Origin of the sequence: Mesorhizobium sp. M1273 (assembly GCF_040318195.1) — a bacterium.
Lineage (GTDB): Bacteria > Pseudomonadota > Alphaproteobacteria > Rhizobiales > Rhizobiaceae > Mesorhizobium.
Genome location: NZ_JAMYLV010000041.1, coordinates 1 through 23496, shown reverse-complemented (window position 1 = coordinate 23496; position 23496 = coordinate 1). Strand labels below are relative to the sequence as shown.

At 61.9% G+C, this 23496-nt stretch carries 24 protein-coding genes and 3 pseudogenes; 7 read left to right on the top strand and 20 right to left on the bottom strand.

What is annotated here, in order from left to right; all coding sequences use genetic code 11:
* Positions 1-63 precede the first annotated feature (63 nt).
* The 12 genes from NKH30_RS28720 to NKH30_RS28665 all read right to left on the bottom strand — a co-directional run bounded on the left by NKH30_RS28720 (position 64) and on the right by NKH30_RS28665 (position 10583).
* The gene (locus tag NKH30_RS28720; protein WP_352542622.1) at positions 64-1002 is read right to left on the bottom strand and encodes an ABC transporter substrate-binding protein; all 939 of its coding nucleotides are present in this window, start codon (positions 1000-1002) and stop codon (positions 64-66) included.
* A gap of 116 nt (positions 1003-1118) precedes the next feature.
* Complete coding sequence (locus NKH30_RS28715) at positions 1119-1730, bottom strand: cupin domain-containing protein (protein WP_352997640.1); 612 nt, start codon at positions 1728-1730, stop codon at positions 1119-1121.
* Positions 1731-3024: 1294 nt separating this feature from the next.
* A complete protein-coding gene (locus tag NKH30_RS28710) occupies positions 3025-4056 on the bottom strand; it encodes a helix-turn-helix domain-containing protein (protein ID WP_352997639.1) in 1032 nt (343 codons plus the stop codon).
* Positions 4032-4691: a HipA domain-containing protein gene (locus NKH30_RS28705; RefSeq protein ID WP_352997656.1), complete on the bottom strand. Its 660-nt coding sequence runs from the start codon at positions 4689-4691 to the stop codon at positions 4032-4034. Before NKH30_RS28705 ends, NKH30_RS28710 begins: the two co-directional genes overlap by 25 nt.
* 2 nt (positions 4692-4693) lie before the next feature.
* Positions 4694-5203 carry a HipA N-terminal domain-containing protein gene (locus tag NKH30_RS28700; RefSeq protein WP_352997638.1) on the bottom strand — a complete coding sequence of 170 codons (510 nt, stop codon included), beginning with the start codon at positions 5201-5203 and terminating at the stop codon, positions 4694-4696.
* 558 nt (positions 5204-5761) lie between these two features.
* Positions 5762-6229: an MFS transporter gene (locus NKH30_RS28695; protein ID WP_352997655.1), complete on the bottom strand. Its 468-nt coding sequence runs from the start codon at positions 6227-6229 to the stop codon at positions 5762-5764.
* The gene (locus NKH30_RS28690) at positions 6129-6890 is read right to left on the bottom strand and encodes an MFS transporter (RefSeq protein ID WP_352997637.1); all 762 of its coding nucleotides are present in this window, start codon (positions 6888-6890) and stop codon (positions 6129-6131) included. The genes NKH30_RS28695 and NKH30_RS28690 overlap by 101 nt, the downstream gene beginning before the upstream one ends.
* A gap of 91 nt (positions 6891-6981) precedes the next feature.
* Positions 6982-7404 carry a lipocalin-like domain-containing protein gene (locus tag NKH30_RS28685; RefSeq protein WP_352997654.1) on the bottom strand — a complete coding sequence of 141 codons (423 nt, stop codon included), beginning with the start codon at positions 7402-7404 and terminating at the stop codon, positions 6982-6984.
* A gap of 64 nt (positions 7405-7468) precedes the next feature.
* A complete protein-coding gene (locus tag NKH30_RS28680) occupies positions 7469-8485 on the bottom strand; it encodes a zinc-dependent alcohol dehydrogenase family protein (RefSeq protein WP_352975479.1) in 1017 nt (338 codons plus the stop codon).
* Positions 8486-8510: 25 nt separating this feature from the next.
* Entirely contained in the window at positions 8511-8906 is a 396-nt protein-coding gene (locus tag NKH30_RS28675; RefSeq protein WP_352997636.1) for a (R)-mandelonitrile lyase, read from the bottom strand.
* 19 nt (positions 8907-8925) lie between these two features.
* On the bottom strand, positions 8926-9396 hold the full coding sequence (locus tag NKH30_RS28670) for a cyclophilin-like fold protein (RefSeq protein ID WP_352997635.1): 471 nt from the start codon (positions 9394-9396) through the stop codon (positions 8926-8928).
* Positions 9393-10583 (bottom strand): MFS transporter, encoded by a 1191-nt coding sequence (locus tag NKH30_RS28665; RefSeq protein WP_352997634.1) that lies wholly within the window; start codon positions 10581-10583, stop codon positions 9393-9395. Before NKH30_RS28665 ends, NKH30_RS28670 begins: the two co-directional genes overlap by 4 nt.
* A 150-nt stretch (positions 10584-10733) precedes the next feature.
* Here NKH30_RS28665 and NKH30_RS28660 point away from each other — a divergent pair, with 150 nt between their 5' ends.
* On the top strand, positions 10734-11627 hold the full coding sequence (locus NKH30_RS28660) for a LysR family transcriptional regulator (RefSeq protein ID WP_352997633.1): 894 nt from the start codon (positions 10734-10736) through the stop codon (positions 11625-11627).
* A gap of 16 nt (positions 11628-11643) precedes the next feature.
* Here NKH30_RS28660 and NKH30_RS28655 read toward each other — a convergent pair.
* Positions 11644-11961 (bottom strand): annotated as a pseudogene (locus tag NKH30_RS28655) (NAD-binding protein); the annotation flags it as partial.
* Positions 11962-12003: 42 nt separating this feature from the next.
* Between NKH30_RS28655 and NKH30_RS28650 the strand changes: the two are divergent.
* The 4 genes from NKH30_RS28650 (at position 12004) to NKH30_RS28635 (ending at position 15345) form a co-directional block, all read left to right on the top strand.
* Positions 12004-12663, top strand: coding sequence for a L,D-transpeptidase (locus tag NKH30_RS28650; RefSeq protein ID WP_352997632.1), 660 nt, complete (start codon positions 12004-12006; stop codon positions 12661-12663).
* 9 nt (positions 12664-12672) lie between these two features.
* The gene (locus tag NKH30_RS28645; RefSeq protein WP_352997631.1) at positions 12673-13185 is read left to right on the top strand and encodes an OmpA family protein; all 513 of its coding nucleotides are present in this window, start codon (positions 12673-12675) and stop codon (positions 13183-13185) included.
* A 316-nt stretch (positions 13186-13501) separates the two neighbouring features.
* The gene (locus NKH30_RS28640) at positions 13502-14059 is read left to right on the top strand and encodes an OsmC family protein (RefSeq protein ID WP_023679231.1); all 558 of its coding nucleotides are present in this window, start codon (positions 13502-13504) and stop codon (positions 14057-14059) included.
* Between the two features lie 41 nt (positions 14060-14100).
* Positions 14101-15345 carry an NAD(P)-binding domain-containing protein gene (locus tag NKH30_RS28635; protein WP_352474324.1) on the top strand — a complete coding sequence of 415 codons (1245 nt, stop codon included), beginning with the start codon at positions 14101-14103 and terminating at the stop codon, positions 15343-15345.
* Between the two features lie 76 nt (positions 15346-15421).
* Here the strand turns inward: NKH30_RS28635 and NKH30_RS28630 are convergent, their stop codons facing one another.
* From NKH30_RS28630 to NKH30_RS28615, 4 genes and pseudogenes are all read right to left on the bottom strand, one after another.
* Positions 15422-15871: a CoA-binding protein gene (locus NKH30_RS28630; RefSeq protein ID WP_352997653.1), complete on the bottom strand. Its 450-nt coding sequence runs from the start codon at positions 15869-15871 to the stop codon at positions 15422-15424.
* A 5-nt stretch (positions 15872-15876) separates the two neighbouring features.
* Positions 15877-16248 (bottom strand): 2Fe-2S iron-sulfur cluster-binding protein, encoded by a 372-nt coding sequence (locus NKH30_RS28625; RefSeq protein WP_352449195.1) that lies wholly within the window; start codon positions 16246-16248, stop codon positions 15877-15879.
* Positions 16245-17600, bottom strand: coding sequence for a selenium-binding family protein (locus NKH30_RS28620; protein WP_352503445.1), 1356 nt, complete (start codon positions 17598-17600; stop codon positions 16245-16247). Before NKH30_RS28620 ends, NKH30_RS28625 begins: the two co-directional genes overlap by 4 nt.
* Before the next feature lie 594 nt (positions 17601-18194).
* Positions 18195-18422: pseudogene (locus tag NKH30_RS28615) on the bottom strand (SAM-dependent methyltransferase); the annotation flags it as partial.
* Positions 18423-18583: 161 nt separating this feature from the next.
* Here NKH30_RS28615 and NKH30_RS28610 point away from each other — a divergent pair.
* The gene (locus NKH30_RS28610) at positions 18584-20254 is read left to right on the top strand and encodes an FAD-dependent oxidoreductase (RefSeq protein WP_352997630.1); all 1671 of its coding nucleotides are present in this window, start codon (positions 18584-18586) and stop codon (positions 20252-20254) included.
* Between the two features lie 55 nt (positions 20255-20309).
* Here NKH30_RS28610 and NKH30_RS28605 read toward each other — a convergent pair.
* Positions 20310-20558 (bottom strand): annotated as a pseudogene (locus NKH30_RS28605) (glutathione S-transferase family protein); the annotation flags it as partial.
* 272 nt (positions 20559-20830) lie between these two features.
* Here NKH30_RS28605 and NKH30_RS28600 point away from each other — a divergent pair.
* Complete coding sequence (locus tag NKH30_RS28600; protein ID WP_352997652.1) at positions 20831-21973, top strand: MFS transporter; 1143 nt, start codon at positions 20831-20833, stop codon at positions 21971-21973.
* A gap of 413 nt (positions 21974-22386) precedes the next feature.
* On the opposite strand, the gene NKH30_RS28595 is transcribed toward NKH30_RS28600, so the two are convergent.
* Positions 22387-22800 (bottom strand): curlin, encoded by a 414-nt coding sequence (locus NKH30_RS28595; protein WP_352453910.1) that lies wholly within the window; start codon positions 22798-22800, stop codon positions 22387-22389.
* Positions 22801-22967: 167 nt separating this feature from the next.
* Positions 22968-23369, bottom strand: coding sequence for a curli-like amyloid fiber formation chaperone CsgH (gene csgH / locus NKH30_RS28590; RefSeq protein WP_352997629.1), 402 nt, complete (start codon positions 23367-23369; stop codon positions 22968-22970).
* Positions 23370-23496: the final 127 nt, after the last annotated feature.

Genomic DNA, 23496 nt, shown 5'->3' with positions numbered 1-23496 from the left:
CGCGATTGCAAGGGATCCGCGGCGCAGCCTCGGGCGGCGCCGCGGCTCGGTCGCCGACGCAGTTTACTTGAACATCGCGCGATATTGGTCGACATTCTTCTTGGTCACGATCGTCACCGGGATATTGATGATCGGGTCGATTTTCTCGCCCTTCTTGATCTTGCCCAGCGCTTCGACCGCGGCCTTGCCTTCGCCGGCCGGATCCTGCTGCACGACCGCCACCACCCAGCCGTCGTCGATGCCCTGAACGGCCTGCTTGGTCAGATCCCAGCCGAACACCTTGACGTCGCCGGTGCGGCCCTGGCTGGTCACCGCCGAAACGGCGCCGAGCAAGGCCGGCTCTCCGGTCGCATAAAGCGAGTTCATGTCCGGATTGGCCGTCATCAGGTTTTCCGAAGCGCTCAAGGCGGTCTCCTGAACATTCTGGCCGTCGACTGTGTCGAGGAAGGTGACGCCCTGGCCGCTTTCGGTCACCGCCTTCTTGAAGCCGTCGAGCCGCTGGTTCTGGATGAATGAATTGAGTGCGCCGACGATGCCGATCTTGGCCTTGCCGGCCATATCGGTCTTCACATAGTCGGCGTAGAATTTGCCGATGTCCTCGCCGGCCTTGGTGTTGTCGACGCCGATGAACGAAATATTGTCGCCGTCGGGGATCTGCGCGTCGATGGCTATGACGGGAATGCCGGCCGCCTTGGCTGCAGTAATCGCAGGCTTGACGCCGTTGACGTCGATGGCGACCAGAATGATGCCGTCGACTTTCTGCGTGATGTAGTTCTCGATCGCGTCGTTCTGCGCGCTCGGCACATTGTTGGCGTTGAAAATTACCAGCTTGGCGCCAGCGGCGTCGGCAGCCTTTTGCGCGCCCTCGTTGATCTGGTTGAAGAACAGGGCCTGCTGGTTGATGTTGACGAGAGCGAACGTATCGGCAAGCGCCGATCCCATGGCTGCCGAGCCCATGGCAATGGCGGCGGCACAGCCGGCGAGAAGTTTGAACAGACGCATTTCGGTTCCCCTTACTTGCGGACCAGACCTCGGCTGGTCCCGTTGGTGCTACAGGCACGAGGCAAGCATTCAAGAGACTTGAATATTTGTCAATCCAAATGAACGCAGAGCGTTGCTCAGAAAGTCGCCGGCGTGTTGACCCAGAAAATGCTAGCGCGTTCCTCGCCGATGTTGCGGTAATGATGCGGCAGCTCCGACCTGAACACGAAGGCATCACCCGTGGCGAGAGCATGGCGCTTGCCGTCGACGATCAGTTCGACCCGCCCGGCGAGCACGTAGCCGACTTCCTCGCCGGCATGCTGGATCGGACCTTCGCTCGAGCCCTCTGCCTCGATGTGATGGATGTTGCATTGCAAGAGGTGGCCAGGCGAATACGGGATGATGCGTTCGAGCGAAATTCCTTCCCCACGCCGTAGCGCGTCGAGCGCGATCAAAGGCCTTGCGCCCGCCCGGAATACGATCGCCTCGTCGTCGTCGACTTGCTCGAACATCCAGCCGATGTTGGTGTCGAGAACCTCGACCAGACGGTGAAGCATGGGCAGGGATGGCGAAGCCTTGCCGTTCTCGATCTTGGACAGCAGGCTTTCCGAGCAATTCGCAGCCGCGGCCAGCCTCTTCAGCGTCATGCCACGTGTCTGGCGGGCGAGGCGCAGCCGAGTTCCAAGTCTTGCGGCATTTACTGTGGCGTCCGTTTCTGATTCTGGCCGCCGTCGATCGATTTTGTTCATCTGTTCGCCAACCATTCAACGGTCAAGGGCAACTATCGCGCGAGCAAAAGACCTCGGCTGACGATTTGCAAGTGCTGATGCGTCAAATTCGAGACTGCAGCCGCAGCTGCCCCATCCGGCGAATGCCGCTCCCGCATGAACCGTGCTGATGATCCCGCGCCAGTTATCCCCTATCGCTTGGCTGTCCATCGTGGTCGAAATCGCCAGCCGTTACCGCGTTTGCGTCACGTGGCGAGTGGACTTGGAACGACAATGCGGGCAAGGCGGGCCACGCAGCCAATCTATACAATCACGGCCGCGCCGACACGATCAAATCTGGACCGTCACCGAATTGCGGAGCGCGCCCAGAAGTCACCCGCGGCGGCGCCCATGGAGTTACGCCCAGGGGCGCAGGCTCTCGATAGCCGCGACGTATCCAATGAAATCCCTGGGGCAGTCGCGCACCGCTTGAGCTTCGGCAATTTTGAAGAAAGTCCAACAGAATTAATTGGACTAGCACATTGCATATGTAAGTTGCGGAAGCGACGCGCGGTTAATGCTTTAGAAGTATAGATACATCGACACGAGGTGCGAAGAAGCAACGCCAATACAGCTGGTTGGTTACAACATATTTATTTTCGCAGATATGGTATTGCCCGTCCGGGGATTCCTGTACCCGGTCCCGTGGGATGGTGAAATTATGCGGCAAATAAGTGTACCCCCCGTCCACCCTGGACCGCACCGAAGACCGAGGTATGGCGCGGCAATCTGAACCGCCGCAGCACTTGAATTTGGTCTGTGGGTCAATCTTATCTTCGTACCAATCATGGGCGTTAGCGGCTGATGCGGCGGCGATACACATCGCCGTGAAGATGAGCCTTCGCATGGCATTCCTCAAGTATCTGGCAGGCGCTGCTCGTTGGGTTTCCCATGTATATTAGCTTTCCATTGAAAAGACCATTGGCCCCCGACCGACTTAACCCGCTCCAGCAAGCGACGCTCGCAACGGAAGACCGCATTGGGTCACGTCAGGACGACACTTGCGCCGACCAAGGTCAGCTCTTGTCGCTCCGGGTTGGAAACCCGACCGTCTGCTCTGCGCCTGAGGTCGGTCGCCTACGCTGCGCCAAGCGCCTTCTAAAAGCTGACATCCGAACGCCAAATGAGAATTTCAGTGTAGGCGTTCGAATCAGGCGGGCCTGTCGGCGTCGGGTACCAGCTTAAGTAGCTCTCCGCTTGATGGGTCCCTTCATGCTGTCGTGGCCGAGTCCGTAGATTGTGGTCTTTGCGCCATCTCAAGCGGTTTGCGGTCACCCTAGCGGCGCGGACGACGTTCTTTGCTGAGGCGGCTATTCAACAAGCGTTGCACTTCCGCCTCGACGCGGTTGAGCGAAAGCCCTGCCAGGCCAAACCTCTCGAAGAGCGACGTCAACAACGGGAGCATGCATTCGGCCAATCGGCTCTCGATGTCGTTTGCAGAAAACTTTGCCTCCAGCACGGCTTCATCGCTTCGCGCCGCATGACCTTCGACAAGCAGATCACTCAGCGGGTTAGCCCAGGAGCGCAACACACGACCGCGCAGGCCCGTGAACATGGCGCGGAAATGAATCGTCACGGCCGTATCGGCATCTTTGCGAAGGAGCGATGCAAGCTTTTCCGCGTGCAACAGAACCTCACCCATCCGCCATAGCGGAAGCGTCGTGTCGAGGATCGTTCCAGCGGGGAATGTCTCGGCACCGTCTTCCTGATAACCGCGGATCAGGAACATGCGCCCCGAAGGTACCGCACGCCAGAAATCGCAATGCGCAGGATCATTAAACCCGCGCTCGACTTCCTCGCCTTGCGGTGCAAGCCAACATTCAATCAGTCCATCAACTTCACGCGGCTGAATAGCCTCTCGTGTCGGAAGCCAGAACGGCGGCCAGCCCGTTTTCCGAACCACGGCCTTTTCAAGAATGCGTTCAAAGGCGGTCAGCTCCGGCATCTTGAGATCGCCCTCAAGCCAGTAGTCGAACCGATACCAGCCATTTGGAAACCGCGCAGGCGAATCCTGGGGGAGCGGAGCAACCAGATTACGCCAACGCTCAAATGCATCGCGCACGAACTGGGCTTGCGTGTCCCCCTCGGTAGGCTCGTCCACCAAACCCACGACGCGCAGGATATCTAGCGCTTTCGCCAGTGTCAGGGTCGTTTCACCACGCTCGAACGCAGCCATTGTCGGATGGCTGACACCCGCCAAAGCCGAATGATCTTTTTGTGTAAGACCTTCCGCCTTGCGACGGCGCAAGGTTTCTTCCACGTACCGTTGCCACGCGAGCGAGGCTATGTTTCCAGTATTCTCAGGCATGAATTGTCCACGATCTCTTTGAATCTATGCGCGAAGCCGTCCGGCGGCTCCGCGACGGGCGGACGGATAATGGATGCAGCTTTCTCCACCTGCCGCTTTAGCTGTCTGAATGTCTGGTCGATGGCCCTATCCGGCAGGCCGATTTCCTTGCCGAAGGCACGGAAAATCGCCTGGTTGGCCGCTTCCAGATGGATTTTCCCACCGCCGATTGACAGCGCCAATGTCTGGTCGAACCCGTCATAAAATGCGGTGTTCACCACATCATAGGCGGGGGATAGCCGTAAGCCCGTCGGCGTTTCCAGAAGGGAGAAGTTTTTCAGGTGGGCATCGCAATTCCCAATCAGGGTGAAGACGATCAGGCGGTTGAAAAACCGCAAGAGGTCGATTGGCGCGCGCGATGAGTGCTGGCGAATGATCGCGGCAATATCCTGGTAGGCCGCATCATACTTACCTGCGTAGTCCTGCCCCTTGGGCTTGCGGAGGATCTGCGCAGAGTCTTCGAGGCGCAGTTTCTCACCGTTCGGTTTCCGGTCGAAGCGGGTAACAATGAGCGCCGTTTCGTCAACAGCCGCGACGAGTGAGGTCGTGAACGCGGTCACTTCCCTTTCGCCAAGGACGGCGGTGGTCCATTGCAGGCTCAGGAGTTCATTCCGAACGAGGTTGTCTGTCCGTCGGAATTGAATTTAGCGATATAGGGCGCTGATCCCGTCGCACTCGCGGGAACAAACCTGTTCTCATCGTCCTTGGTGACAAGCAGTTTCTTCTGCACACCTGAAACCGTGCGTCCGGGGCTGGGCGTGGCTTCGGTGATTTCCGGGAGCTGTGCGGCACCGTCCGGCGGCCGGATGGTGACGGCCCCGATGCAGTCTGCGCCGTAACGAAGGAGCAGCCCAAGGTCGTCTTCTTCAACGACATGTGCCGAACGCGCCTGTTGTTCGCGTAGCCATCCTTCCGCCCCGAGGTGCTGGAAGAACGGATGCAGGCCGACCTTCCATTCATGTTCGCGTTGCGTGGAGGGGAAGCAGCAGGCGATATCGCCTTTATTCCAGTCTGCATGATAGTCGAAGCGCGTTCCGCCGTTGGCCGTTTCGACCAACGTGCCGGCGGATTCATCCTTAAACAAAATATCTGCGCTTCTAAGTGCCATTAAGTTATGCTTTCGCTCTCTTCCTTGTAATTGCCCGACGGGGGAGCTAGGGAAGCCATATATCCATTATGGTGTATCTAAGAAAATCAAGTTATAACTCGATTTGTGAACTTCGCGCGAAAGCAAACAATCTGTAGCTTTATATTCGTCCGATCTGCGCCAGTCACGGCACGCCTGCGAAACTATGACTCGAATCTAGTGTAAAATCCATTCGCGGAAGGCCGTTTAGAATTTTCGGAAACGCGGCGAGCGCTGCAAAAAGGAATTTCATAAATCGTTCAGGCGTCTCGGGGAAAAATCCCGACCAGCTATGGCAAGCACCAAACGCGCAAACGGTTTCGCCCAGTGCGGGTGACGATCCTGTGACGCATGGACTATCGAGGACTGTGTCCTTAGGAGGGTGCATTGTCCAGGACCTGAACGTCTCCTTTTCGGCCCCAAGTTGTCGATGCGGAATGCGCCAATGTCGGCCGTAGACGTCGGTCTTGCCATTGCCCGGAAGCAGACGTCGCCCGAAGCGGGCGATCGTGGTTGCGCGACATCTCGAGCACAGACTAGCTATAGTGGAGCGTTACGGCGACCCAGCAGCAGAGCGATGCCCAACGCCGGAAGCGTCGCCGTCGCGACGACGAGGAAGACGAATTGCAGGCCGGCCGACGCGGCGACCAAGCCGAGCGCCGGGCTGCCGAAGCCGAGCGCCACGTCGAGGAAGACGGTGTAGAGTCCCATGGCCAGGCCGCGGCTGCGTTGCGGAAGACGGCCTACGGCCTCGGCACCGAAACCGGGATACACCAGCGAGTAGCCAAGGCCAGTCAGGCCCGCTCCGATGGCGGCGAGAACAGGCCCGGGCGCAAGCCAGATCAGCGTCAGCCCTGCCGCCTCGACCGCCACGAAGATCACAACGACGCGCGCGCCCCCCAACCTGTCAGGCAGGTGGCCGAAGCACAGCCTTGCCGCGATCAGCGACGCGGCATAAGCGGTGAAGGGAAGCCAGACCGGCTGCCAGCCGCGTTCGGCAAAGAGCAGCGCGCCAAAGGACAGGATCGCGCCATAGCCAAGGCTGCTGAAAGCAGCTCCGACGCCGGGAAGCCAGACCGCTTGCGCCACGCTCGCCCATGACTGTCGCGGCGCTCGCGGCGAGGCTGGTGCCACGCATAGGCAGGATGGCAAGCAGCGTCGCAAGCGGCAGGCCGACCGTCGCGAGTGCGATCGCGGCGAAGCCGCTCGCCGCGTAAAGCGCAGATCCGATCGGCGCGCCTAGCGCGAGCGCCGCAAACATTGCCATGCCGACCCAGGCTATGACCTTTCCGGAGTTCTGTCCGCCCGCAAGGGAGAGGCCCCAGGCGACGCCGCCGGTGATGATGAAGCTCTCAGACGCGCCCAGTACCGCCCGGCCGGCGAAGAGCGCCGATGCGGACGCTACCGGCCGGTCGAGCAATGCCAGCGAGCCGAGGTAAATGAATCCCGCCAGGGCAGCGGCAATGAGGCCGACGATGACGGCCCGCTTGCCGCCGCGCCCATCGGCATAATTTCCGGCTCCAATGCGCGACAGCATCGAGGCGACGAACTGGCTGCCCGTCACCAGCCCGACTGCGAAGGGGCCGAAGCCGAGCTGCTGGTGAAGATGCAGCGGCAGGACGGGTAGCGCCAAGCCGATCAGGAGGAAGCCGGCGAAGACAGCCGCCATGATTGGCACCAGTTCCGCCATCGTGCCATTTCGGTCAGAAGTCCGCGCCATTGTGGCCACCGGTGACATGTTGACAGTCGGGCTGTTCCGATCAGTAACGTTCGTAGGTCACGCGCCAGCCTTCGGCCGGATTGTCCGGGGTGAGGACCAGTTTGTTGTCCGAGACTTCGAATTTGCGTTTCATGCTCTTCCCGACAAGGTTGCGGACCAGGGAGGACTCGATCGTGATGACGAAGGTCTTGTCCTGGTCGTTGATGGCGACCGGCCCGTAATAAGCTTCGTAGCCATTCGCTGTATAAGGCGTGTCCGGCGCCTTGGCGTCGGGGTTCTGGGCCTGCACCGAGAGGGTGCCGGCCTCGGTGAAGATGAGCTGGCCGGAATATGGCACGGGCTTGAGGTTTCCATCGGCACCGGCTTCGAGCGACCTCATGCGCCATGCGCCAATGATCGGGGACTCTTGGGCGAAAGCCGGCGTGGCGACCGAAAGCGCAAGCGCAGCGATCTTCAATCTCATCGTCATATGTCGTTGTTCCTTTTCTGATTTGTGGGTGCGGACAGGCCGTCCGCCCAATCTTCGCTCACACCGAAAGCATGACCTTGATGGCGCGCCGCTCGTCCATGGCGCGGTAGCCTTCAGCGACCTCGGCCAACGGCAGCTTGAGGTCGAAGACCTTGCCGGGCCTGATCCTGCCCTTGAGCACACGGTCCATAAGGTCGGGCAGGAAGCGGCGCACCGGCGCCGGGCCGCCCAACATGCGCTTCTGGCCGAAGAAGAGATTCTGGCCGTCGAAGCTCACGCCGTGCGGCACGCCGACATAGCCGATGGTGCCGCCGGGGCGAGAGCAGGCCAGCGCCTGGTCGAAGGATTCCGCCGTGCCGACGCATTCCAGGACGGAGTCCGCGCCGACGTCCTTGGTGAGCTCCTTGATGCGCGCGACGCCTTCCTCGCCACGCTCGGCCACAATGTCGGTGGCGCCAAACTCGCGGGCGAGTTTTTGGCGGCTGACGTGCCGGCTCATGGCGATGATGCGCTCGGCGCCCATCTCCTTGGCCGCAAGCACGCCCATCAGGCCGACCGCACCGTCGCCGACCACCACCACCGTCGATCCTTCTCGGACCTCGGCTGCGTCGGCCGCATACCAGCCAGTGCCGAGCACATCGGACACGGCCAGCAGGTCGGGGATGAGTTCGGCCGGCGGCACCTCGGCGGTGGCGACCAGTGTGCCATCCGCCAACGGCACGCGGGCATAAGGTGCCTGCGCGCCCGACATGAATTCGCGTTGCACGCAGGACGACTGGAAGCCGAAGCGGCAGTGCGGGCAGGTATTGTCGGAGAGACAGAACGAGCCGACGACGAACTGGCCGGGACGGACCGTGCGCACCTCTGCGCCGACCTCGACGACGATGCCACAATATTCGTGGCCCATATGCATCGGGCCGTCGACCGGCTGCAGCCCGCGATAGGGCCACAGGTCCGAGCCGCAGATGCAGCTTGCCGAGAGCTTGATGATGGCGTCCGTTGGCCGCATGATTTTCGGATCGGCGATTTCCTCGCAGCGGATGTCGCCCGGTTTGTGAAGAACAGTTGCGAGCATTTTGGTTCCTTTCGAGTGGAGAAGATCAGGCGCCGTAGTCGGCGTCGCTGACATGTTCCAGCCAGTCCACGACCTTGCCGTCTTTGACCTCCTGGAGGGCAATGTGGGTCATGGCGGTCTGAGGCGACGCGCCGTGCCAGTGCTTTTCGCCGGGCGCGAACCAGACGACGTCCCCCGGACGGACTTCTTCGACCGGGCCACCCTCGCGCTGCACGCGGCCAAGCCCCGAGACGACGATCAGCGTCTGGCCGAGCGGATGCGTGTGCCAGGCGGTGCGGGCGCCGGGCTCGAAGGTCACCTGTGCGCCTTGGACCCGCCCGGCATCGAAGGGATTGAAGAGCGGATCGATCCGCACCGTTCCGGTGAACCAGTCAGGTGGCCCCTTGCCGGAAGGCCTCGTGCCAGCGCGAAGAATGTCCATGGTGATCTCCTCTGAGTCCTCAAATGCGTTCGATGCGAAGCGGGAACTCGCCGCGAATGTGCAGGGCCTGCTCGCCCTCGTCGAAGCGGCCGAGCCTGATCAGCCCGGGATGGCGATAGTCCGCGTAGAACATGGCCAGGTTGCCCCAGGGCATGAAATAACAAAGGTCATAGGGCTGCTCGTTGGCGAACGGACCGCTTCCCTCTTCAGTCAGCTTGCGCGGCAGATAGGCGATCTTCTCGTTATGCGCGTAGTCCTCGATCTTGAGGTGGAGCGGCAGCATGGAGAAGAAGTCGCGCGCCGACGGATTGTCGTAGAGCGTGGCGGTCATGGTGCGGCCGTTGAAAATCATCCTGATCTTCATGTCAGTGGGCTCCTGGCTGACTGAGGCTTCGCCTTCTTGGCCGGCGGCTGCGCGAGGCAGGGCCGCCACCGCGAGCGCGGCGCCGAGCAATGTCCTGCGGCTGAGCGGCGCACGCTCGATGGTCATGGCAAAGATCTCCGGGCCATATGCGATGCGGCAAAGGCGGCGAGCGCTGATCCGCAGAGCAGCACCGCGCCTAGAGTGAACGCTCCCCACCAGCCGACCGTATCGAAGAGCGTGCCGCCGATGGCGGCACCGCCGGTGATGGCGAGCTGGATGACGGCTACCTGCAGCCCGCCGCCGGCCTCCGCGTCGTCCGGCAACGTGCGGCTGAGCCAGGTGCCCCAGCCAACGGGCGCGGCCGTGCCGAAAAAGCCCCAGGCAACGAGCAGCGGCGCTGTAGGAATTGGCATCGTACCGAAGGCGATGAGCGCTACGGCCAGCGCGGCCATGACAAGCGGGATGACGATGAGGATGCTGAACAGGCGCGTGCGCAAAAGCCGGCCTATGCAGAGGGTGCCGAGCACCCCGGCCAGCCCCATCGCCAGCAGGATCGCCGAAAGCTCGGCGATATCGAACTGAGTGACGCTCTCGAGGAAGGGCCGCAGATAGGTGAAGAGGGCGAACTGACCCATGAACAGCATCATGATTGACGCCATGCCGGTGGCGACAGGAAGACGGCCGAGGAGCGCCAGCGGACTGCCAGGACGCTTCCTCCGGCGCGGGGGCAGCGCCGGCAGGCTTGTCCACTGCCAGACCAGCGCCAGGACCCCAAGCGGCACGACGAGGAAGAAAGCGCCGCGCCAGCCGACATAGGCGCCAAGAAAACTGCCCAGCGGCGCGGCGATGGTGGCCGCGATGGCATTGCCAGCGTTCAGCATGGCGAGACCCTTCGGAACCATGTCTTGCGGCACGAGGCGCATGACGATCGCGGTCGACATCGACCAGAACCCGCCGATCGCGATGCCGAGCAGCGCCCGGCCGACCATGAGGAACGCGTAGTTCGGCGCGAAGGTGACAACGAGCCCGGACACGATCAGGAGAAGGGTAAAGCCGGTCACGACCAGTCGGCGGTCGATCCGGCGCGTGAGGCCGGCGACCAGCAGGCTGGTCACGACGGCGAAAGCGCCCGAAATCGAGATCGCCTGTCCCGTGCGGCCCTCGGTGATGCCGAGATCGGCCGCTAGCGGCGACAGCAGGCTGACCGGCATGAATTCCGACGCGATGAGCACGGAAACACACAGCGCCATCGACAACACCGCGCCCCATGCGGCGCGGTCTTCGACAAGCCTTGTGTCGTAGGTCGTTTCCATGATTGGCATCCTTGCAAGGCGACTGGGGCGGATCAGCCGCCCGTCCCGTCGCCATGCCGGAAGATATTGCAGAGGAACCCATTCTATTAGACTAAGTAATTCGCATGGACTTATCTGCTCATGATATAAATGTCCGATCGGAGGTGCCCTATGCAGCGCGATGGCATGAAGGATCTGCTCTGGTTCGTGGCGGTCGCGCGGGAGCGCAGCTTCACCAAGGCGGCGGCCAAGCTCGGAACCTCGCAGTCGACCCTGAGTTCGACAATCAAGGAGCTTGAAGCTCGTCTAGGCGTCCGCCTGCTGACACGTACGACGCGGAGCGTCGCACCGACCGAGGCCGGCGAGCGACTTTTCCAATCTCTTGTTCCCCGCTTCGAGGAAATCGAAGCCGACCTCGCAAGCCTGGTGGCCTTTCGCGACAAACCCTCCGGAACGGTCCGTATCACGCTGTCCGACCATGCGCTCCAGACGACCGTCTGGCCGAAGCTGCAGCCCTTGCTCGGCGACTATCCTGACGTGTGCGTCGAGCTCTACAGCGACAACGGCATGAAGAACATTGTGGAGGAGCGCTTCGACGCAGGCGTGCGGCTTGGTGAGAGCATCGACAGGGATATGATCGCAGTGCGCATCGGGCCGGATTGGCGGCTCGTCGCCGTGGCTTCGCCCGAGTACTTTTCCCGCCATCCGGTTCCGACCGCACCGCAGGATCTGGTCGATCATGACTGCATTAATATGCGGCAGGCGACGTTCGGCGGATTATATGCCTGGGAATTCGCCAGGGATGGCCGCGACCTTCGTGTGCGGGTGGAGGGCCAACTCACCTTCAATTCGTCCATTCCCATGATCGAGGCTGCGATAAGCGGTTTCGGGATCGCCTATGTCCCGGAAAACCTCGTCAGCCACCACATCGCCAAGGGATGCCTTAGGCTCGTGCTTGACGACTGGAGTCCGCCGTTTGCGGGCTATCACCTCTACTACCCGAGCAGGCGACAGCTCTCGCCTGCGATGGCGGTGATCGTTGAGGCGCTCCGCCATCGCATCTGACGGGGTCGGGCAGTTTGCGTCTCAGCGCCGCAAGAACCGATTTGGCTGCCTCGGGGTCGTCCAGAGTGATCACCAGGGCCTTTGCACAGTCAATTTTCGCGGCGGCCACCATCTCCTCCTGCGAAGCGTTGCCGAAAAAGACCGGTAGACGTTCTTTCCGGGACCGCTCTACATTTTTGGCGTCGAGGTCGACTGCAACCCACCTGTATCCACGCTCGTCGAGCAATCTGCCGATCACCCGGTCTACCCGCCCGAACCCGGCAATGACGAATGTCCGGACACGGCGGACTGAAGCAACGCAGCATTTTCCACTTTGAGGCGAAGTAATTCTCAATTATGGTCCGCCAGGCTTTTGGCATGAGGGGGAATATTGCCGATGGTTTTATCACGCAGGGGTGTCGTGCTCGGCGGCCTGGCGCTGGTCGCGGTGGGTGCAACCGGCAATATTGCTCAAGCCGCGGCGGCAAAATCCTTTTTCGCCGGTACCGCCAGCGACAACAATTTTGTGTATCGCAAGACCAACTTCGCCAAGATCGACAAGAGATGGCACCGCCAGATCGTCAAGTATTTCAGCAGCGAGCCGGTCGGCACCGTCGTGGTCGATACCCGCCACCATTTCCTCTACGTCATCATGGAAAACAAGACCGCCATCCGCTACGGCGTCGGCGTCGGCAAGGACGGCTTCAAATGGTACGGCCGCGCGACGATCGACCGCCGCGCGCTGTGGCCGCAATGGGTCCCGCCCCCCGAAATGCGTAAGCGCAGGCCGGACCTACCGCCCATGGTCGCAGGCGGCGCGTCCAACAATCCGCTCGGGCCGCGCGCGCTCTATCTGTACCGCGACGGCGCCGACATCGGCTACCGCCTGCATGGCACGCTGGAGCCGTGGAGCATCGGCACCGACGCTTCCAGCGGCTGCATCCGCATGTTCCCGGAAGACATCATCGACCTCTACCAGCGGTGCCCGATCGGCACCGCGGTGCAGGTCCTGCCGCACATCGCCGACCAGGCGCCCGCTTCCACCACTGTCGAATGATTGGCGCTCATGAACCGCATGATTGAAAACACGCGCCGGCTGCTCGCCGCCGGCCTGCTGGTGCTGGCCGCATCCTGCTCGACCAGCAACACGCTGGCCCCTTCCACGCCCAACGTCACCAACACCGAGGTTGCCGGCTTCCAGAACGTGCAGCCGGGCAGCGAGGAGGATTTTATCCTCAATGTCGGCCGCCGCACCTATTTCACGCAAGGTTCGGCCGCGCTCGATTCTGTCGCCAAGGCCACCCTCGACACCCAGATCGCCTGGTTAGCAAAGCATCCGCGCTGGCTGCTCAAGCTGCAGGGTTTCGCCGACGACCCCGGCGCAAGTGAAATGGCGCTGTCGCAGCAGCGCGCCGATGCGGTGATGGACTACCTCGCCGCCGGCGGCATAGACCGAAACCGCATGTGGGCCAAGGGCTACGGCAAGGACAGGCTCGTCCGCGAGTGCCCCGACACCGCTTGCAGGTCGCAGAACCGCCGCGTTGTGTCTAATTTGCGCGATGAGAGGGACGAGCCGTAGGGGGCTGCTGTTCTGCTTGTCACCGAAGCAGAGCCTCACAAACAACGGCGGTATGGCTGCTTTGCGCCGCAATGTCGGCCATAGAGGCGAACTTTGCCTCCGCCCGGAAGCAGACACTGACCGCGCTGAAGGTCGTGATCGCGCCAGAGCCTGCAAAGGCACAACTCGGCACACGAGGGCGAACATTCCGCTGCGGAAACAACTTGAAGAAACGCTTCGCGACCCATAGCATGCCGCGCCATGGTGAAATCTGATCGGGAGGTCAGTGAGATCGGTCGGGTTTTTGAGCCAGTGCAAGGTAGGGAGGATAATAATTATGGCTTCCGAAGTACAGGCAAACAACGGTGTTAACGTAGAGGCGCTGCTCGGCGCACGCGAAGCGCTTACCAACGCCCCGGAGGCAGCGCAGTTCAAGTGGCGCGCGGCCTGCGAATGGAAGGATGGCACCCACAGCCACTCGTCGGTCGAGAGCTTCTACGGTCTCGGCGAGGATCAGCATCGCAAGACCACCTTCACATTCGACGCAGACCATCCGGAGGTCTTCGCTTCCCAGGACAAGGGCGCCACGCCCGTCGAATACGTGCTGGTCGGACTGGCGAGTTGCCTGACCGCCGGCATCGCCGCGGTTGCCCAGAACCGGAACATCCAGTTGAAGTCGGTGAAGGCGACCATCGAAGGCGACATGGATCTCGCCGGAATTCTCGGCATCGACAGCGACGTGCGCAACGGCTTCAGCGGCATCACGGTGAAATACAACATCGACGCCGACGCCAAGCGCGAGGACATCGAGGCTATCGTCGCTCAGTCGCAGAAGCGGTCGGCGGTCTATGACATTGTCACCAATCCGACGAACGTCACGGTCGTGGTGAATTGAAAGGCGCTTCGAACCGTAGACTCTCCTGATGAGAGGGTGCGATTAGTTCCGTCACCACAGCGATCGTCGGCGCGGGGCACGCGGGGCTCGCGATGAGCCGCTGCCTCGCGGAGCGCTCTATCGACCATGTGCTGCTGGAGCGCGGCGAGATCGCCCATACCTGGCGCACCGAGCGATGGGATTCACTGCGGCTGCTCACCCCGAACTGGCAGAGCCGGCTGCCGGGCTTTCGCTATGACGGCGACGATCCCGACGGCTACCGGACGATGCCTGAGGTGATCGACTTCCTCGGGAACTATGCCAAGGCGATCTCGGCTCCGGTCAGAACCCACACGACCGTCACCTCGGTTCGCAGCGACGGGGCGGGATATCTTGTGCGCACGGACCGCGGCGAGTGGCGGTGTCGGACCGTCGTGCTGGCGTCGGGCGCGTGCAACATCGCGCGCCTGCCCGACGTCGCCAGCCGCGTGCCGCCGTCGGTCGCCATGCTGACGGCACAGTCCTACCGCAATCCGGGTCAGGTCGCCGACGGTGGCGTGATGGTGGTGGGCGCGTCGTCGAGCGGCACCCAGATCGCACAGGAGCTGCAGCGTTCGGGGCGTCAAGTGACCCTGTCGGTGGGCGAGCACATCCGGGCGCCCCGCGTCTATCGCGGCAAGGACCTGGAATGGTGGATGGACGCCGCCGGCGTGCTCGACGAGCGTTACGACGAGGTGGACGACATCAGGCGGGCGCGACGGGTTCCTTCGCTACAGCTTGCCGGCACGCCCGACCGCATCACCCTCGACCTCAATGCGCTCGACGACCTCGGCGTCCGGCTCATCGGTCGTCTTGCCGGCATCACCGAAGACGGCAAGGCCCAGTTTGCGGGGTCGTTGCGCAACATGTGCGCGCTTTCCGATCTCAAGATGGCCCGGCTGCTCGACCTCATCGACGAATGGGCGCGCGCCAACGGCCTGGACGCTACGGTCGGGCCGCCGGATCGCCCGCCGCCGACCCGTGTCGAGGACAACCCGCCGCTCGGCCTCGATCTTGCCGGGGGCGCTATCAGGACGATCATCTGGGCCACCGGCTACCGGCCGGACTACTCCTGGCTGGAACTGCCGGTCCTCGACCGCAAGGGCCACGTCCGTCACGACGGCGGTGTAGCGGAACATCCGGGCCTGTACCTAATGGGGACGCAGTTTCTGCGCCGCCGCAAGTCTGCTCTGATCGACGGCGCTGGCGACGACGCGCGGGATCTCAGCGATCATCTGGCATCGTACCTCGGGCAAAATTCAATCTGATAGCAGAATCAACGTCTGAGACTCCAGAGGGAACAGGTTGGTTGCCGCGACACCCCCGAATTCTGCGCCCCTGCAGTCATATTCCCAAATGCAGCTTTGGCTTCCAGAAGGGGCGGAACAACTCAATCTTGGGACAGCGGTTCATCACCACTTTCAAGCCCGCTTCCTCCGCCAACCGGGCGGCAGCGTCATCGCGCACCCCAATCTGACCCCACAGAACCTTGGCATTAATTGCGATGGCCTCCTGTGCAACTTCCAACAGATCTTCGGAGCGGCGAAAAACCTCAACCATATCCACAGGCCGGTCGATGGCCGCTAGTGACGCGTACACCTTAAGCCCTCGAATCTCATCCAGACCGGGACTGGGGTTGACCGGGATCATGTCGTAGCCGATTTCGTGCAGCACCCTGAGTACCCCATAGGAAAATTTAGTTTTATCGGGGCTGGCCCCAACCATCGCGATGGTTTTGACCGATTTCAGAATGTCTTGCAGATAAGCCTCCGAATAGGGCTCATCATGATTCATATGGGTCATTTCTTTGCTTCCAACGGGGTCGCAATATCGGCTTTCAATTCATGAGCGGCCAGCGGGTCAAGGAAGGGGTTGCGATAGAGCTTGTCGTGGCTCTCAACGCCGACCTCCAGCGTGCAGTCGCTCATAGGGCGGGCGACGCAGAGGATTATATAGCCATTGTTGATCTGGCGATTGTTCAGCGCCCGCTGCGCTTTTTGATCGACTTTGCCGCTGATTATTTTGGCCGCACAGGTTATGCAGCCGCCATACTTGCACCCATACGGCAGATCCACGCCCTGCTCGCGCAAGCTTTGCAAGAGGGGCTTGCGGTGATCGACGTCAAAGGCCGCACCGCCTTGATTGGCGAGAATGATGGTGAAGCAGGTCATACCCAGATGTCACTCGTGCAATCACCCCCGGGATAACGGGTTTCGTGGCAGCGGCTTGGTCCATTTGGTTCCTTACCAAAATCAACAACGAATAGCGGATCGATTTCCATGCCGCCGTTTTCTGTATCGCAATTGACCATCAGCATGCATCCGCCATTGGTGCGGATTTCCGGATAGAACTGATTATCCCACGTCGAGAAGAGTGAGGTCGTCACGTAAAGGCGCTTGCCGTCGAGGCTGAGCTGTATCATCTGAGGCCCGCCAGTCACTTTCACGCCATTGACCTCAGGCGCACGGCCGAGAAGTCCGCCCATCCACACTTGTCCGGTAAGCTTGGCGTTGTGAGGGTCCGAGATGTCGTACTGACGAATGTCGCCGTGCAACCAGTTGCACAGATAGAGGTATCTATCGTCCATGCTGAGCAGAATGACCGAGATCACGCCCGGTATTGGTATCGGCCATTCGGGATGCGGCTCATTGCCGACATCGACAATTTTTTCCCATTGCCAGTCACCCGCCGCGTTCTTCCACCAATGGATGATATTTGCAGAAAGGGCCGCGCCAACAAAGCCGTGACTGCTGTCGGGGTTATGATGGAATCGCACTTCCAGTGGGATCAAGCCATCTTCACCGAGGTAGAATGTTTGCTTTGGCTCCTTCTTTTCAAAATCCCAGAAATGGATCTCTCGGCCATATTTCAGATGACCAACCTCTTCCAGGTCAAAGCCAGGCATGAAGGTATTGGGCGCGGCCCATTCCGAGCTGACCATTACGTTGTGTCGCGGCTGGTACCAGAAATCATAACCAAACTTGATCCTGCCCATGGAATTTTCCCAGCGGCCGACAATCTCGAACTCCTTGCTGAGTTGCAAATAGCCGCCGGGGGCATTGCCCTGGGCGTCACCAAGCATGGAAACGATGATGTCCGAGCCGAGGCAATGCACCGTGTGTGGCGCCGACAGGTTAGTCCTGGCTTTGATTTCAGCGCCGTCTATCACCTTGAACAGTGTCGGGCTGCGCGGATCGGTACCGCAATCGACAATATGCAGATTTGACGAGCGCACACCCGGCACGATCAGATATTTCCGCTCCATGCTCGCATCGCCGTGGCACGACGAACAGGCATTCCAGCCCGAGTGATGAAGCTCATCGCCAATACCCGGCATTTGCAAACGCGAAATCACCTGGCTGTAGGTCGAACTCTCCGGGTCGACATCAATGGTGCACAGATAGTCCGGCTTCTGAATGCCCGTGCCGGTGTAGATGGCAATCGTATAGAGCAGCTTTTCGCGAGGTGCCGTCATCGCCTCGGCTGGAGAAGCATAGCCCGGTCCACAGCAATGATTGGTCATGGCTACTTCCCTTTGAACAGATCACTGGCCAGCCCCAAAGGGGCAAGCTGGAATGTTAGTGCATGCTTGGCATTGGCGCTATGGCCGGGGTGGCTTGTGAAGTGCGCACGTGACGTACAACTTGGCTACAGAGCTCCCGTGGGACCACCCAACGCCAGCTTCTTATCCCGAGGGAACGTTGGCGGAGTGATCGGAGAGCAGTGCCTGGACCAAGCCCAAGTGAAAGCGCCCGGCTTCTTTCCACGGTTTCAAGACAGTATTCCAGCGGTCGGGAACGTCTGGGTTGGGGTCAGTTCGAGACTTCGTACCCCGGATTGGATGTCTGCATTCTCGCGCGTTCTTACCGCAATTGATCGGACCGCTTCCGGCCATTACCTGATCCTCAATCGCAATCGCACATGGCATCCTATCAGGTTGAGCTACCATCGGCGCAATGCGTGTGGGGTCTGCGCGGGCGTGCAAAATGAGAGCAAGTCTCCTTGCAATCGCTACCTCGACGCTGCTGAGCGAACCCAGCACTGCGTGCACGATGCCTGGTTCTTTGAGTGTGGAGGAACGAGCACTCGCCGACGGTGTCTTCGTCGGACGCTTGCACGGCGTCTCCGCGGTGCGGCGGAAGCGGTGAGGCCACCGCTGGTGACGACCTCCCTCAGCCTTGCCTCTCCGACCTGGGCGTCAGCCCCGGAGCCCGACATCCTGCGCCAGCGACGCGGGCGTGCACACAAAGGCGGAGGCGGCATAATAGGCGCGCCCGACGGGGTTGACAGCCAGATGATCGTGCGCGAACGGCTCGACGATCATCCACCTGCCGTCCGGATTGAGCGAGCTACGAGCATGCGTGGCATGGCGTCGAGGCTGCCGATCTCCCCCACAACAACGGTACAACAACGGGGTAGTTGCGCTCTCTCCCAAAACGCGGCTCCGCCTCGCTTTTTTATTGATCACGGCAAAAAAACAACGCTAACTGGCTCCCGCGAGGGGCCATGCTGACAAGTGATGTAGTGGGAGCAATCCCGTTGTTTTCGGGTTTGCCGGCGGCAGAGCTGGAGCGGGTGGCGCGGACAGCGGCCGATCTTCACCTCAGCCCCGGAGAGTTCGCGATTCACGAGGGTGGAGAGGCCGCGCTGTTTGCGGTTCTCGCCGGCAAGATCGAAGTCGTAAAGACCTTCGACGGCATCGAGCGAACGCTGGGTTGGCGTCTGCCGGGAACGATCTTCGGCGAGGTGCCGATTGCGCTTGGCTCGGGTTTTCCCGGTGGCTATCGCGCCGCCGAATCTTCCCGCGTCATGCGCATCGAGGTTCAGCAGTATTATTCCATCGCCGCGGTGTCAAAGGACGTGGCCCAAAAGGTCAGCGCGCTTGCCCGCGAGCGGATGGGCGGGCTGCAAAGCGTCACTGCCGAGCCGCAGAGGCCGCGCGTCACATTGGTCGGCCATCGCTGGGACACGGCGTGCGGCGAACTGCGCCGGTTTCTGGCCCGCAACCAGATTTCGTTCACCTGGCTGTTGCCCGACACGTCGGATGCCGAGGCTTTCTGGTCTGCCCTCAGCAGGCCGGCTCTCGATGGTCCCGTTGCCCGGCTGGCGGACGGGGAGATTATCGAAGCACCCGCCGTGCGCGATCTTGCCATCCGCCTCGGGCTGCAGACGCGCCCGCGCGGCGCCGAGTACGACGTCGCGATCATCGGCGGCGGACCGGCCGGTCTTGCGGCTGCGGTCTATGGCGCCTCCGAGGGGCTGCGCACCATCGTCGTCGAACGCGAGGCGCCCGGCGGGCAGGCGGGAACATCCTCGCGCATCGAGAACTATCTCGGCTTTCCAAGCGGCATTTCCGGCGACGAGCTTGCCAGCCGCGCGCTGCAGCAGGCAAAGCGGCTCGGCGCCGAAATCCTGGTCACCCGTTCGGTCGCCGGCATCGACCCGACGACGCACGAGGCGGTGCTCGACGGCACCGATGTCGTGCGCGCCCGCAGCCTCATCCTGGCAACCGGCGTCGCCTGGCGCCGTCTTGCCATCGACGGGTTCGACCGGTTGATCGGCAAAGGCGTTTATTATGGCGCCGCGCGCAGCGAGGCGAGCAGCACGCATGGGCAGGATGTCTACCTGATCGGCGCCGGCAATTCGGCCGGCCAGGCGGCGATGCATTTTTCCGGCCATGCGCGCAGCGTGACGCTGCTGGTGCGCGGCCCCGCGCTTGCCGACAGCATGTCTCACTATCTGATCGAGCAGCTCAGGGCGAAATGCAACGTAAAGGTCCAGCTTCACTCCGAAGTCCAGGCCGTGCACGGCGAGACGCACCTGACGGCGATCGACATTCTCGACAAGACCGGCAACGAGGTGAGCCGGCACCAATGCGGCGGGCTGTTCGTGTTCATCGGCGCCAACGCCGAGACCGAGTGGCTGCCGGCCGACGTAGCGCGCGATGCACGCGGTTATGTGCTGACCGGCGACGACGTGAAGAAGGCCGGGCTCTGGTCGCATGGCCGCGACCCCTACCTGCTCGAGACCAGCGCGCCCGGCATCTTCGCCTGCGGCGACGTACGCCTGAGCCCGGTCAAACGCGTTGCCTCGGCGGTCGGCGAGGGCAGCATGGCCATCGCCTTCGTCCACCAGTATCTGGCCAATGAAGAGAAAGTAGACCGCAACCAAAGCTAGAGGGTCAAGTAACCAGAATGTCATCAGCCGGTCGATGCGGCGTGAAAACCGCCAATTAAGCATCGAAAGCACGCTTGACGGCTGGCCGCACTTCGCCGCGGGCTACATAAGCGGAGAGGTTCGGATATTCGTCCAGTATACCCGATCCGTTCAACCTGCGCAGCACGCCACCATCAGAAGGTCACCGGCGCTGAACGCACCATCGAGCCAGGTCGGCATTGCCCAGGCGATCGGAAAGTTCGCTGAGCCGGCCACGGATGCGATCCTCGACCATGGGCAGGCGCTGCTTATGCCAGGTCTCGTCGCGGGTCGTCAGCGGCCCCAAGGCTGGCGGGCAGCAATGCGCCCCTTCCTGGACATTACCAAAGCAAGACCACGGGGAATTCTGACCCACGTCCCGAACTTCATGGCCTTCGTCTCGCTGGAATGTCTAACGCGACTCCGTCATGATCTTCCGGCCCTGTCGAGCGACGCTGCCAAAGCCGTTGACGCCAACGCAGGTGATGGGGGCAGGCTAGACCAGTGCAGCAGATCCGCCCGGCGACTTTTCTTTTTGCGGCCCGAGCCCTGCGCGACATGGGCGATGGCTTCATGGCCGTTCTGTTGCCGGTCTATCTCCTCGCATTAGGCTTCGCGCCTCTGCAGGTCGGCATCATTGCAACCGGATCGCTGCTCGGTTCAGCGCTCTTGACCATCGCCGTCGGACTCCTTGGTGCCCGACACGATCACCGCCAACTCCTGCTTGCCGCCGCCAGTCTGATGGTCGCCACGGGTGTGGCCTTTGCTGTGGTCCACGACTACGCGCTGCTTTTGGTGATCGCCTTCGCAGGCACCATCAACCCGTCGGCCGGCAGCGTCAGCGTGTTCGTGCCCTTAGAGCATGCCGTCCTCACACGCGAAGTCACCGACGCCGCGCGGACCAAGATGTTCGCGCGCTACAGCCTTGTGGGTGCGCTCGCAGCCGCGGTTGGCGCGCTCGCTTCGGCGACACCTGATCTTCTGGCTCCAGCCGGCCTCGACCAACTCACCGGCATCAAGGCGATGTTCGTGCTCTATGCGTTGCTGGGCCTGCTCGGCGGTCTCCTTTACGCGCAGATCCCGCGGCGCCGTCCATCGTCGGACTCCGGCAGCACGTCCGCGCTTGGCCCCTCGCGGAATATCGTTTTCAGGCTTGCGGCCCTTTTTAGCCTTGATGCCTTTGCCGGCGGCTTCCTCGTCCAGTCGCTGCTTGCCCTGTGGCTTTTCGAAAAATTCGACCTGTCGCTTTCGGAAGCGGGCTTTTTCTTCTTCTGGTCCGGGGTGCTTTCGGCGTTCTCATTCCCCGTTGCCGCCTGGCTGTCGCGGCACATCGGACTCATCAACACGATGGTGTTCACACACATTCCGTCCAGCATCGCCCTGATGCTGGCGGCGCTTGCGCCGACGCTCCCTCTGGCCCTCGCCCTGCTGCTGATCCGTGCCGCGCTTTCGCAGATGGACGTCCCGACGCGCTCATCTTACGTCATGGCGGTCGTCACGGAGGCGGAGCGGGCAGCCGCCGCGAGCTTCACATCGGTACCGCGCAGTTTGGCTGCCGCAGCCAGTCCCGCCCTGGCGGGCGCTCTGTTCGCTGCCTCGTTCCGGGCTTGGCCCCTGATCATCTGCGGTGCACTGAAGATCGCTTACGATCTGCTGCTGCTGATGCAGTTTCGGCACCTCAAGCCGCCGGAGGAACGGTGATGCAGCCGCCGGTTTGGGGTGTTTGACCAGGATGGCTCAATCGCGAAGGAAAACGTTGGAAAGTTGTCGATCACTTCCGGCTGTCGCGGAGCGTGAAATGTCGCCTCGCTTCCTCGTGATATTGTCTGCCGCACTTTATCTGACATCAACGGTGTTTGCCGGGGCAGGATCACCCGTTCCGTCGAACGTCTGCTATGCGTGGAAAAGCCGCTGCAGAAGGTCCGCATCGGTGAAGGTTTTTCGATGTGGGCCGCAGCGCGAGGGGTGCGGGCTGGGTCGACATCGGCCCGCGTTGAAAAACCTCCCAAGGAGGAAGCCGCGGGGTCATCTTCGGCTCTGCCGAGATGTTCGGCCCGAATGATTGGGTCGCGCGCAAGGGGATCGAGTCCCGCTCGCGCCCCGATTATTGGCCGTTACCAGCCGTAGCTGAAGATGGCGCCGCCACCACCATCGCCGTTCTGCACGACATTCGCCTCGGTGTTCCTTCCGAACTGGAAAATACCGTAGGCGTTGTCGTTGCCGTTCTGCCTCAGGATGGCGGAATGGCCGTTGCCCTCCTGATGGATGATGCCCAGATTGCCGCGGCCGTTCCGGCCGAGGCCAGCAGCATTACCGTGTCCGGACTGACGGATTCTGGCGCCGTGCAGGCCGCGATACTTCGAATAGACGCGCAGGCCGGTCGCCAGGGCGCCGGCGTCGCGGGCGTTGGCAGGAGCAAATGTCACCGACACCCAGCCTCCTGCGTAGGCCGGTGCGGACAGCGCCACCTGGCCGATGCTGCCGGCAACGAGAGCGGCAGTAAGGGTTATGAACATATTGCGGGTCATCTTGGTCTTCATTTCCGGCTGTCTCAGCCTATGGCCAACCTTCCCGAATTGCGGCTGAACCATCCCGGAACCCGTCGTTCAGCTGTCGTTCAGTCATTTTTCCCGGCTCGGCACACATAGAAAAGGCGCCGAACGCCGACGCCCTTTTCGTGAACTGGCCGGTGCGATCAGGTCGCGCCGCCGACCCGCGCGGCGCAGCCGATGCTCTTGCCATCGACCGCAACTTCGAGCTTGGCGTCGTAAACGCCGCCCTTTGTGTCGAGCGTGACAGCGCCGAGCGTAGCTGGCTTGTCGGGCGCGGCGTTGAAGGCGCCGCCCTGCTCGATGTTGGTGCCGCCGGTGCGACCGGTGCTTTCGACATGGAAGGAATAGGTGCCACTCACGTTTCTGTCGGCATAGGCAAGCGCCTCAAGCAAGACCATGCCCCCTTCCGGCGTGGCGCGGATCTCGCAGCGCACCGGCCCAACGGACTGGTCGGCGGTGGCCATGGTCGCCAGCGCGCCGGCCGGGACCAGGATCAGGGCGAGTGCCGCCATGACGCGGCGGGAATGCTTGACGATGCGGGGCATGGTTCGTCTCCTTGGCTTGGCTAGCGGCGGGCCCGGGATCATTTAGCGGGCCCCCGGGCGGTGGCGGGTTTTTTGGGCGGGCCGGGCGCAAGCTGGGGCCATTGCGCGGGCCCCCGTGGGGGCCATT

What these genes read in the sequence shown, in the direction of transcription:
- NKH30_RS28720 (WP_352542622.1), bottom strand. Translation starts at nt 1,002, where the DNA reads ATGCGTCTGTTCAAACTTCTCGCCGGCTGTGCCGCCGCCATTGCCATG.
- NKH30_RS28640 (WP_023679231.1), top strand. Translation starts at nt 13,502, where the DNA reads ATGGCTTCCGAAGTACAGGCAAACAACGGTGTTAACGTAGAGGCGCTG.
- NKH30_RS28665 (WP_352997634.1), bottom strand. Translation starts at nt 10,583, where the DNA reads ATGGAAACGACCTACGACACAAGGCTTGTCGAAGACCGCGCCGCATGG.
- NKH30_RS28710 (WP_352997639.1), bottom strand. Translation starts at nt 4,056, where the DNA reads ATGCCTGAGAATACTGGAAACATAGCCTCGCTCGCGTGGCAACGGTAC.
- NKH30_RS28680 (WP_352975479.1), bottom strand. Translation starts at nt 8,485, where the DNA reads ATGCTCGCAACTGTTCTTCACAAACCGGGCGACATCCGCTGCGAGGAA.
- NKH30_RS28690 (WP_352997637.1), bottom strand. Translation starts at nt 6,890, where the DNA reads ATGGCGGCTGTCTTCGCCGGCTTCCTCCTGATCGGCTTGGCGCTACCC.
- NKH30_RS28595 (WP_352453910.1), bottom strand. Translation starts at nt 22,800, where the DNA reads ATGACCCGCAATATGTTCATAACCCTTACTGCCGCTCTCGTTGCCGGC.
- NKH30_RS28620 (WP_352503445.1), bottom strand. Translation starts at nt 17,600, where the DNA reads ATGACCAATCATTGCTGTGGACCGGGCTATGCTTCTCCAGCCGAGGCG.
- NKH30_RS28650 (WP_352997632.1), top strand. Translation starts at nt 12,004, where the DNA reads ATGGTTTTATCACGCAGGGGTGTCGTGCTCGGCGGCCTGGCGCTGGTC.
- NKH30_RS28645 (WP_352997631.1), top strand. Translation starts at nt 12,673, where the DNA reads ATGAACCGCATGATTGAAAACACGCGCCGGCTGCTCGCCGCCGGCCTG.
- NKH30_RS28700 (WP_352997638.1), bottom strand. Translation starts at nt 5,203, where the DNA reads ATGGCACTTAGAAGCGCAGATATTTTGTTTAAGGATGAATCCGCCGGC.
- NKH30_RS28625 (WP_352449195.1), bottom strand. Translation starts at nt 16,248, where the DNA reads ATGACCTGCTTCACCATCATTCTCGCCAATCAAGGCGGTGCGGCCTTT.
- NKH30_RS28610 (WP_352997630.1), top strand. Translation starts at nt 18,584, where the DNA reads ATGCTGACAAGTGATGTAGTGGGAGCAATCCCGTTGTTTTCGGGTTTG.
- NKH30_RS28675 (WP_352997636.1), bottom strand. Translation starts at nt 8,906, where the DNA reads ATGGACATTCTTCGCGCTGGCACGAGGCCTTCCGGCAAGGGGCCACCT.
- NKH30_RS28660 (WP_352997633.1), top strand. Translation starts at nt 10,734, where the DNA reads ATGCAGCGCGATGGCATGAAGGATCTGCTCTGGTTCGTGGCGGTCGCG.
- NKH30_RS28600 (WP_352997652.1), top strand. Translation starts at nt 20,831, where the DNA reads ATGGGCGATGGCTTCATGGCCGTTCTGTTGCCGGTCTATCTCCTCGCA.
- NKH30_RS28630 (WP_352997653.1), bottom strand. Translation starts at nt 15,871, where the DNA reads ATGAATCATGATGAGCCCTATTCGGAGGCTTATCTGCAAGACATTCTG.
- NKH30_RS28715 (WP_352997640.1), bottom strand. Translation starts at nt 1,730, where the DNA reads ATGAACAAAATCGATCGACGGCGGCCAGAATCAGAAACGGACGCCACA.
- csgH (WP_352997629.1), bottom strand. Translation starts at nt 23,369, where the DNA reads ATGCCCCGCATCGTCAAGCATTCCCGCCGCGTCATGGCGGCACTCGCC.
- NKH30_RS28685 (WP_352997654.1), bottom strand. Translation starts at nt 7,404, where the DNA reads ATGAGATTGAAGATCGCTGCGCTTGCGCTTTCGGTCGCCACGCCGGCT.
- NKH30_RS28670 (WP_352997635.1), bottom strand. Translation starts at nt 9,396, where the DNA reads ATGACCATCGAGCGTGCGCCGCTCAGCCGCAGGACATTGCTCGGCGCC.